We start from the raw sequence: 9,139 nt of genomic DNA, 5'->3' as shown, positions 1-9,139 counted from the left end.
AGAATAAGTTGCATTCTAATACGTTGGGCAATGCCTCAATGCAAGTGCGGCGTATTTGCAACCAAAGCGCCAGTGGTCGTCAGTTCATTCCGAGCACCGCGCCTTGCGTATCCTGGCTGATTGAACACGGCGATCCCGGAAGCAGAAATAGCAGCAGACATTCCGTTTTGCAGGCATATTCGCCGGCGTGCACGATATGGTGGTCTGCAGGCGGCGCCTGTGATGGCCCAGCCGGTATGGCCTGGCCGGCTGACTTGATCCATCCTGCTGGGTCGGATGCCACATATCTCACTTTCGGCGATTGCGACAACAGGTCTGTCCCCTGGGTCGCTGGCAATCCGGATCCGGGACATGATCTCCTATATGATAAGCTCCGCGCGCAGCCCCGCATCCGCAACGAGGCGCCGCTGCAATCCCGGTTCAACCTGATATGCCCGCGCGAACACATCGGGCATACGGGCGGGCTTGCCAGTGGAAAGCGCGATACAGACATATTTGGATGCGCCCAGAAGCAGTGTTTGATGATCACCTGCCCGCGCGACCTGGAAGTACCGATTAGCCCGCAATCTGCCATCATTGAACGTTACCCAGTTCGCGATGATTACCCCGTCGCCAAGTCGCGCAGGCCGCTGATAAACCAGCCTTGTTTCCCGAACCGCCATACCTCGGTCCAGATCGACACACGCTTCAGCGGGCAGTCCAACCGACGCCGAATGTTCCATGGCGCAGTCATTCATCCATTTCAGATAAACTGCATTGTTCACATGGCTGAACGCATCAATGTCTGACGCAGCGACAGTCAAGCAAGATGTGAAAGCATCGGGAAACAGGAGGCCGCTCTGCTGATCGACAGACATGACATCTACCTCCCCTTTCGCTGAATATGATCATGTGCTTCCGCGGTGTTGAACTCGCGCGTCGAATTTCCGGTGCGGACATAATATTTCGAGGTATCCGACAAGACGAGAAAGACTGGTTCTGCGGCGCGCTCTACGAGCACCCAGCATATTGTCATGTCGTCGATCTTCAGGAACCGGCACCTGATCAGCGTGCAAGCGACACCACCCAGATACGTCTTTACGATACCCGTCAAGGCGCGCTCGAATTCATCAACAGACGGCTGGCGAAGCGTTTTCAGATCTTGTTCAATTCCGGTTAGCTCGCCTGCATCCGTTACGCCGATAAGGAGACGACCGCCTTCATGGTTCATCAATCCAGCGATTGTCTTGGCAATGACTTGCTCAAGACTTCTATTGGTCCTGGATTCGTTGATATCCCACCGCAAAGTGGATTTGAACTCGGTGAACTCATTTTCACCTCCGGCAATGACACTTGGCAATGCCGTTTGGAGATCCTCAAGGAGTCCTTCGGCTTTACGCAACTGAACAGATAGGGCCCGTGTCAGAACGGCAAAGACCATTCCGATTGCCGCGCCGAGTGCACCGAAAATGGCATTCATTGCCATCAGATGGTAAACTGGCGCTCCGCTCACTCGCTCCCATGCAAATCGGCCAAAGTCAGAATATTCTGGTGAAAACAGAGCGCCATACTCCATCCACAAGACGAGCGTAATGATGGGATGAAGAACAATCACGCCTATGACCGCGCCCATGGAGGCATAAAGAAGAAAATGCCGTACAGGACGGTAAAGTCCGATTCCAGAGCGTCCGAGAGCATGTCGGCGTGTCAAACAGATTCCTCGCTCAGGCCGCGAACCGAGTTGATGATAAGGGTGCCAGCCGTACCTGCAACAATCGCCTCGATATCCTTTAATGCCCCGATCGCTGCTTTCGCGCCGCTATGGCGCGCGAACGCGCAAGCGGCTCTGACTTTTGGGCCCATTGAGCCTGCCGGAAATTCATACGTGTCCAGAGCATATGGCCCCGCTTCTATAATGCGCCGCTGTGAGGGTTGCCCCCAATCGACATAGACCGCATCGACATCGGTCGCCATGATGAAGAGATCCACTTCGAGTTCGCGGGCCAGCAACGCGCTGGCAAAATCCTTGTCGATGACGGCTTCAACTCCCTTGAGTCGACCATCGTCTCCCCGGATTGTCGGAATGCCCCCTCCACCGGCGCAGATCACAATTGCGCCGCGGTCGAGCACCCATTTGATCGGATTCAGTTCAAGAATTTTCTGAGGTTTGGGTGACGCAACAACACGGCGCCAATCCTGACCATCCGCTTTGATCTGCCATTTTTTTTCGGCCGCAAGACGTTCTGCATCAGCCCTGGAATAGACCGGTCCGACAAATTTGCTCGGCGCGTCAAACGCCGGATCAAGCGCATCGACCTCGATCATGGTGAGCAGTGTCGCGATCTCCTTGTCCCCTTGCAGGCAGTTTCGAAGCTCGCGCTCGATCACGTACCCGATCATGCCCTCGGTCTCGGCGCCGAGAACATCCAAAGGGAAGGCTTCGTCTGGCTTGTAGGCCGCCCCTTGCAGTGCCAGCAATCCGACCTGGGGCCCATTGCCATGCGTAATAATCAGCTCGTGATCCCGAGCCAGGGGGGCAAGCGCGCTTGCAGCAATCTTCACATTGGCGCGCTGGTTTTCGACTGTCAGCGCTTCACCGCGTTTCAGCAGGGCATTTCCGCCAAGGGCAACCAGTATACGCATGGATCAACCGCCGATCGTGGCCACAAGAATGGCCTTAATCGTGTGCAGCCGGTTCTCGGCCTGTTCGAACTGGATGCCCGCGGGCGATTCAAAGACCGCGTCAGTAACTTCCATTTCGGATATCCCGAATTTCTCCAGCATATCCCTGCCGACGTCGGTTTCTGCGTTGTGGAATGCCGGCAGGCAATGCATGAATTTGGTTGTCGGCTTGCCTGTTGCCGCCATCAAATCGGCATTGACCTGATAAGGCCTGAGCAATTTGATCCGTTCTTCCCAGACCTCGGCTGGCTCGCCCATCGACACCCAGACATCAGTATTGATGAAGTCACAGTCCTTGACGGCTTCGACCGGATCATCCGTGATCGTCAGCCGGGCTCCATACCGGGCTGCCAGCTCTTTGGCAGGCTGCAAATAGTCGTCGCTTGGCCAGAGGCTCCTGGGCGCGGCGATGCGTACATCCATGCCCATCAGACACCCGGCGATCATGAGGGAATGACCCACATTGCTATGGGCATCGCCAACAAATGCGTAGGAAATGTCGCTCAGCGGCTTGTCGGCATGTTCCTGCATCGTCATCAGGTCTGCCAGCATCTGGGTCGGGTGCCATTCATCCGTCAGACCGTTGAATACGGGCACGCCCGCATAGGCGGCAAGTTCTTCGACCTTTCCCTGCCCAAAGCCGCGATATTCGATCGCATCGTACATTCGCCCGAGGACCCGGGCCGTGTCCTTCATTGATTCCTTGTGACCGATATGCGAGCCGGACGGCCCGAGATAGGTAAAGCCTGCTCCCTGGTCCATGGCCGCAACTTCGAACGCACACATCGTACGCGTCGAGGCCTTCTCGAAGATCAGACAGATATTCTTGCCTTTCAGGCTTTGGTGTTCGATGCCGGAATATTTCGCGCGTTTCAGGTCACGCGACAGATCGAGAAGATAGCGCATTGCGCGCTGATCGAAATCCAGCAGTTTCAGGAAACTGCGTCCTTGAAGATTATAGGCCATTCTACGTCCTCATCATGAATATACGGGTGCCAAACGGGCACCTAAAAATCGACCGGATCGCGCCAGACCGGGCAGGTCATGCAATGGCTACCGCCGCGGCCTCGCCCGAGTTCGGATCCACGGATCGTGATCACTTCGATACCGGCTTTGCGCAGGAGCGTGTTCGTCGAGGTGTTGCGGTCGTACGCAACAACGACCCCCGGTTCGAGGGCGACGACGTTGTTGCCATCGTCCCATTGCTCGCGTTCCTGATTGTAGGCGTCGCCGCCAGTCTGAACGATGTTCAGCTTTTTGAGCCCAAGCGCCTCAGCCGCTATCACAAAAAGGTGACGGCTCTCTTTTGTGACGCATACGTGGTCGGGCTTGTCGCAGGGTTGCAATGTGTAGCATTGGATCTGGTCGCAAACCTCGACAAAAGCCGTCGCGACATCCCGGTCACAATGGGAAAAGACCGTGTCCAGGTGCATCGCGCTGCGTGCGCGCGGCATCTGACAGGCGATGACACGGGTCGCGGCCCCGTTTTTAAACAAGGCGCGCGCCACTTGCCCGACCGCCTGCGGGCTGGTGCGTTCGCCCATCCCGATAAGGACAGTGCCGTTGCCCCAGGGCATGACGTCGCCGCCCTCCAGCGTCGCGGGGCCGTGATCGGTATCCGGATCGCCCCACCAGACTTTGAAATCACCGTGTGCAAATGCCGGGTGAAATTTGTAGACAGCGGCGACGAGCAGCGTTTCGGGTCGCCGGGCGGGCCAGAACATCGGGTTCAATGTCAGGCCGTTGCCAATCCAGCAACTATTATCGCGCGGGAACTGCGTGTTCGGCAGTGGCGGGATGACAAATCCGTCCGGGCCCAGATAGCTGCCGAACATGTCATTGGCTTTAAACGGCAGGTCATGAACGGCAATTCCGCCGATCAGAAACACGGCCAGTTGGTAGGGGGGAAGTTCGCTCAGCCAGGCGCGCAACTCCTCCGGCATGCCGACGCCAACCTGGTCATCTGTCACCCGCCGGTCGAGGATCCAGTTGCGGGCCTCAGGCATCGCGACAATCTCGCTCAAGAGATCATGAAATTCGTAAACTTCAACCCCGCGATTGGCCATTTTCATGCGAAAGTCGGCATGATCAGTTCTGGCTTCCTGCACCCAGAGAACATCATCATAGAGCAACGCTTCAGCGTTTGCGGGCGTTAGCCGTGAGTGCGCGAGCCCTGGCTGACAGGTAATCACTTTGCGCAGCTTGCCGATTTCAGAATGTACACCGAAGCCTGTCATTGGAGGGGTCCTTTCGAAGACACGTTGAATTGCGGTTCTGTATTCGGCGTTGAAGCCTTTGCCCGGTTAATTGATAAGGGTTGCGATCGTCAGAGACCCCATGACCAGGACGACAAGCCCGAGCAGGAGCGGCCACATGAAACGGAGCCAGCGCTGGTAGGGCACACCGCCAATCGCGAGTGCTCCCATGACGACCGCGAAAGTCGGGTTGATGAGGTTCACCAGCCCGTTCGCCGACTGATAGGCGGTCACCACAAGCGAGCGATCAACATCTGAGAAATCTGCAAGCGGCGCCATGATTGGCATGCTCAAGACGGCAAGACCCGAGGACGATGGCACCAGGAAGGACAAGCCAAGCTCTATCCCGAACATGGTGTTGATGAACCCGATGGGCCCGAGCCCGCTCAGGGCGCCTTCGCCCGCATGCAGGATCGTATCGGTCATCTTGCCGGCGTCCATGATCACCACGATTCCGCGAGCGATGCCGATAATCAGCGCCACACCGAGCAGGTCTTTCGCGCCCGCCATGAAGGCGTCGATAAAGCCCTCCTCCCCCATCCAGGAGGCGACCCCGACAAGGATAGACGCGGCGATAAACAGGGCCGACATCTTGTCCATCCACCAGCCTTGCGAAGAGACGCCCCAGATCATGATGGCAAAGGTTGCAGCGAAAATGATCAGGGTCAGGATTTGTGACCGTGAGAGCGGCGCGTCGGGATCATGGCCGTCGCTCTTGAAGCGGGCAGCGATTTCATTTTTCTTATCGGCGATGATCGACTTGGAGGGATCTGCTCTCACCTTGACGGCGTAGCGCATCACGTAGGCCGAACAGATCGCCCAGCCTGTTACCAGAATGAAGACCCGCAGGGTCAGTCCGTCCGTAAACGCGATGCCGGCCGCGTTTGATGCGATAACCGTGGCGAACGGATTGATCGTCGAACCGAGGACGCCGATCCCCGCCCCGAGCAGGATAACGGCAACGGCGACGACGGCATCAAACCGGGCTGCCAGCATGACTGGTATCAGGAGCCCATAGAAGGCGAGCGATTCTTCGGCCATGCCATAGGTCGTGCCGCCAACAGCAAAGAAGGCCATAAGGATCGGAATCATCCAGATCTCTCGTCCCCTCAAGGCCGACATGGAGCGTTCGATCGCATGATCGATGGCGCCCGTCCGGGTCACAACGCCGAGAAATCCGCCGATGATGATCACGAACAGCGCGACATCGATAGCCTGCGCTTGATTGCTGTCCGGGTTATAGAACCCGCCAATCGGTGCGAGAAAGACATCGACAATCCCTTGCGGGTTGGCATCGACGGTTTCGTATGTACCTGGTATCGGAACCTCACGGCCCAATTCCGCATTCTCCGTTCGCTGATATTGCCCCGCCGGTACAATCCATGTCCCCAGCGCAATGAGGGCAATGAGCGCGAACAGGATTGTATAGGCAGTTGGAAACTTGAAGCCCTTCGATGGGGCCGGTGCATCTGCCGTTTCAATTGTGTCTGACATGTTTTCAGCCCCTCTCCTAGAATGCGACGGATGCGTAGAGCATAAAGTGAGACCAGGTCTCATCACCGCCCGTAAATTGCTTGGCGCCGTTACCCGGCACCATCACAGCGGCGGCGGCCGACAGGAACAAGCGATCGGTCGCCTGCCAGTCGAGGAAGATATCGATTTCATCTCCGAACGCCTCATCGGCCACACCGATCTGGCCAGGTTCATCCAGTGTGAAATTGAGCCAGGAAGCGGTCAGCGACACGGTGTCGGTCAGGGTGGCAGAGCCTTTGACCATATGGGTCTTCTGGTTGGAGTTCCCGAAAATCCAGTTGCCTGTGATCTCACCCTGATACCATTGGCCGTAATCGGTGAAGCCGTAGGCGAGCGGCACGAATTCTTCATTTTGCGGCGTCGACGGATCATCGCCTGTGACGACGGCGTAGCGATAGGTCAGTGTCGGCTCGAATGGCAAGCTATCGAGCTTGTAGCGGCCTTGAAAGTAGCCGCCTTGGCCCTCATAGAAACCGGCCCCTTCCTGCAGGGCGTACTCGCCAGAAAATGTCAACCGGTCAGAGACGTCAATCGAGGCGCGCACATCATAGGTTTTGAGTTCCTCGGCTGTGTTTGCGGTGACCGGGTCATCAAAATGGGCGACTTCGACATAAGTTGCGCCAATTGAGGCGCGCTCGGAGATGTCATACTCGGCATTGACCCCGCCGACATGCGCCTTGATACCGGCCCGGCCCGGATTGTTGCCAAGCCAGAACCCTTCCAGCAGCAGATCTCCCTGCTTCAGGCGGACGAGGCCGCTGCTGCGCGACGCCGAACGGGCACCCAGGTAGAAGCCGCCTCGGTCGCCGCCATCACGGCCACCATCCTTGATCAGGAAGCCGGTACCAATTTCATAGTCAAAATCGCCGCCGATGACCTCGAAGAAATCATCTTCGCCGAGTTCTGCCTTCCAGCCGACATAGAGCTTTTCGAGCGTCGCCTTGCCGGGGTCACTGATCCCGGCGGCGAAACCTTCTGCGCTCTCGCCGTATGTCTTCGTCCCGACAGCAGACAGGCCGGCTGACAATTCCCCCCCGAATACATTTTTCAAGGTCAGGTATAGCTGCGGCTCAATTGCAAACTCGGTCCATGTGCTGGTGTCGACGCCAATATTGGCTTCGGGCTCACCAAACCAGGGGTTGCTTTGCGTGAAAATAACAGTGGCTGCGTCGAGACCAACATCTATGGCTGCAGCGTCACTGTCATAGAGATTGATCTGGGCCATGGCTGGAAGGGCCGCGACGCCGAGTCCAACAATTGCCAGAAGTGCGGTTCTGCAGGCAAGCCCCCGGGGACAATGCGCACGCACATGTGAGTGAGGTGCATGCGTGTCGGCCTTGAGGTGTCTCATCAGCGGTGCCTCCAATGCAAAAGGGTCGACGCCTGCCGCCTATGAGCAGCAACCGGTCTCTAAGGTGATACGGCATGGACGGCACCTTCCCTCACTCATTACACTGGGAACTTACACAGCCGCCGTTTTTCAACGCCGTTGAAACATTCAAGACTGGCGGGGGTTGGCTCTGCTCTAAGGTCCAACGATGACCCAGTTACCAGCCCCTGCCTACACGCCGGCACTCGGCCCTCGTGGTTCGATAGAACTTTATGATCGCGTCATCGCTCTCCTGACCCGTGAGGAAAAATGGCGAGCCGGGCTGCTCGTCGCTTTGGCGCCCAGGGACGAAGAAACAATCGTCGATATTGGCGCGGGCACTGCGAGCATGGCGTGTCTGATCAAAACAACGCAGCCTGGCGTTCGCATGGTCGCAATTGATCCGGACCCCGACATACGGACGATCGCCGAAGCGAAAGCGGTAAGAGCTGGAGCCGCTATCGAATTCGTAACCGCGATGGGCGACGAAAAGATTGACGACATTGTCCGGCCGGGAAGCGCAGACAAGATACTGATCAGCCTCGTACTTCACCAGTGCCCGGTCTCTGTTAAAACAAGTATCCTCGCAAACGCTTTTCGCCTCCTCAAACCCGGTGGCAAGCTGCTGATCGCTGATTACGGTCGGCAGCGCTCAATCCTGATGAAGCTCGCATTCAACCTCGTCCGCCTGACCGATGGATATGCCGACACCAGAGCCAACAAGGACGGCCGGCTGCCAGAATTCATGCGGGGTGCGGGATTTGTTCATGTCAAAGAGCAGAGCATCACGCTTACGCCGACCGGATCGATCTCCATATATTCGGGCACCAAACCGCAGGCTCACTGCTAGCGGACATGTTCGAGCCACGTGCCGATCTTGCAACGCATACGCCTCGACCCACGCCATCACGGTTTCAATACAGTGCCGATCCAATACCGAGGGCGGCATTGGTCTTGGCGATGGACTTTTGTGAATCTGTCAAAAGCCCTGTCAGCGCCCTGATCGCATCAATCGTTTCCGGGATGACGATCGCCTGATTGTCGACCATATAGGCATAAAAGAGTTCATTATTCTGAATCGTAACCAGGTCTTCCCAAAGGGCGACTTCGTATAGATTGTCATTTGGACGTTTCAGGTCGGCCATGAGTTCCTTGACACTGTTTATACCCGTCAGTCCGTCGTCCAGTCTGACCATGGCGATACGCGTCGAAGAACGAAATGCCGCCAATACCTCTTCTCGGGCGGCGGCGCGCGACAGTTCAACGTTCCAATAATGCAGATGAGCAAGTGTTTCCGGCACCTTGACCGCCATCGTCACAA

General features: G+C 57.0%; 8 protein-coding genes and 1 pseudogene. 1 reads left to right on the top strand and 8 read right to left on the bottom strand.

Annotated features, from left to right (window positions below):
• Positions 1-359 precede the first annotated feature (359 nt).
• The 7 genes from HOC_RS23010 to HOC_RS19405 form a co-directional block, all read right to left on the bottom strand.
• Positions 360-857, bottom strand: a complete 498-nt coding sequence (locus HOC_RS23010) for an acyl-CoA thioesterase (RefSeq protein ID WP_051625135.1) — start codon at positions 855-857, stop codon at positions 360-362.
• Between the two features lie 5 nt (positions 858-862).
• Positions 863-1,612, bottom strand: coding sequence for an AlbA family DNA-binding domain-containing protein (locus tag HOC_RS19430; RefSeq protein WP_084146483.1), 750 nt, complete (start codon positions 1,610-1,612; stop codon positions 863-865).
• Between the two features lie 74 nt (positions 1,613-1,686).
• Positions 1,687-2,622, bottom strand: coding sequence for a carbamate kinase (gene arcC / locus HOC_RS19425; RefSeq protein ID WP_035541730.1), 936 nt, complete (start codon positions 2,620-2,622; stop codon positions 1,687-1,689).
• 3 nt (positions 2,623-2,625) lie between these two features.
• The gene (gene argF / locus HOC_RS19420; protein ID WP_035541727.1) at positions 2,626-3,627 is read right to left on the bottom strand and encodes an ornithine carbamoyltransferase; all 1,002 of its coding nucleotides are present in this window, start codon (positions 3,625-3,627) and stop codon (positions 2,626-2,628) included.
• Positions 3,628-3,668: 41 nt separating this feature from the next.
• On the bottom strand, positions 3,669-4,898 hold the full coding sequence (locus tag HOC_RS19415; RefSeq protein WP_035541725.1) for an arginine deiminase: 1,230 nt from the start codon (positions 4,896-4,898) through the stop codon (positions 3,669-3,671).
• Between the two features lie 66 nt (positions 4,899-4,964).
• A complete protein-coding gene (locus tag HOC_RS19410) occupies positions 4,965-6,410 on the bottom strand; it encodes a YfcC family protein (RefSeq protein WP_035541723.1) in 1,446 nt (481 codons plus the stop codon).
• Positions 6,411-6,426: 16 nt separating this feature from the next.
• Positions 6,427-7,800 (bottom strand): alginate export family protein, encoded by a 1,374-nt coding sequence (locus HOC_RS19405; protein WP_156950563.1) that lies wholly within the window; start codon positions 7,798-7,800, stop codon positions 6,427-6,429.
• A gap of 187 nt (positions 7,801-7,987) precedes the next feature.
• On the opposite strand from HOC_RS19405, the gene HOC_RS19400 reads away from it, so the two are divergent.
• Positions 7,988-8,668: a class I SAM-dependent methyltransferase gene (locus HOC_RS19400; protein WP_035541720.1), complete on the top strand. Its 681-nt coding sequence runs from the start codon at positions 7,988-7,990 to the stop codon at positions 8,666-8,668.
• 64 nt (positions 8,669-8,732) lie between these two features.
• Here the strand turns inward: HOC_RS19400 and HOC_RS19395 are convergent.
• Positions 8,733-9,139 (bottom strand): annotated as a pseudogene (locus HOC_RS19395) (type II glyceraldehyde-3-phosphate dehydrogenase); the annotation flags it as partial.

The organism is Hyphomonas oceanitis SCH89 (assembly GCF_000685295.1).
Classification (GTDB): Bacteria; Pseudomonadota; Alphaproteobacteria; order Caulobacterales; family Hyphomonadaceae; genus Hyphomonas; species Hyphomonas oceanitis.
This window is presented reverse-complemented; position numbering and strand designations above follow the sequence as displayed.

Bases quoted from the DNA above. Each gene is read 5' to 3' on its own strand.
- HOC_RS23010 (WP_051625135.1), bottom strand. From the start codon at position 857: ATGTCTGTCGATCAGCAGAGCGGCCTCCTGTTTCCCGATGCTTTCACA.
- HOC_RS19430 (WP_084146483.1), bottom strand. From the start codon at position 1,612: ATGGGCGCGGTCATAGGCGTGATTGTTCTTCATCCCATCATTACGCTC.
- arcC (WP_035541730.1), bottom strand. From the start codon at position 2,622: ATGCGTATACTGGTTGCCCTTGGCGGAAATGCCCTGCTGAAACGCGGT.
- argF (WP_035541727.1), bottom strand. From the start codon at position 3,627: ATGGCCTATAATCTTCAAGGACGCAGTTTCCTGAAACTGCTGGATTTC.
- HOC_RS19415 (WP_035541725.1), bottom strand. From the start codon at position 4,898: ATGACAGGCTTCGGTGTACATTCTGAAATCGGCAAGCTGCGCAAAGTG.
- HOC_RS19410 (WP_035541723.1), bottom strand. From the start codon at position 6,410: ATGTCAGACACAATTGAAACGGCAGATGCACCGGCCCCATCGAAGGGC.
- HOC_RS19405 (WP_156950563.1), bottom strand. From the start codon at position 7,800: ATGAGACACCTCAAGGCCGACACGCATGCACCTCACTCACATGTGCGT.
- HOC_RS19400 (WP_035541720.1), top strand. From the start codon at position 7,988: ATGACCCAGTTACCAGCCCCTGCCTACACGCCGGCACTCGGCCCTCGT.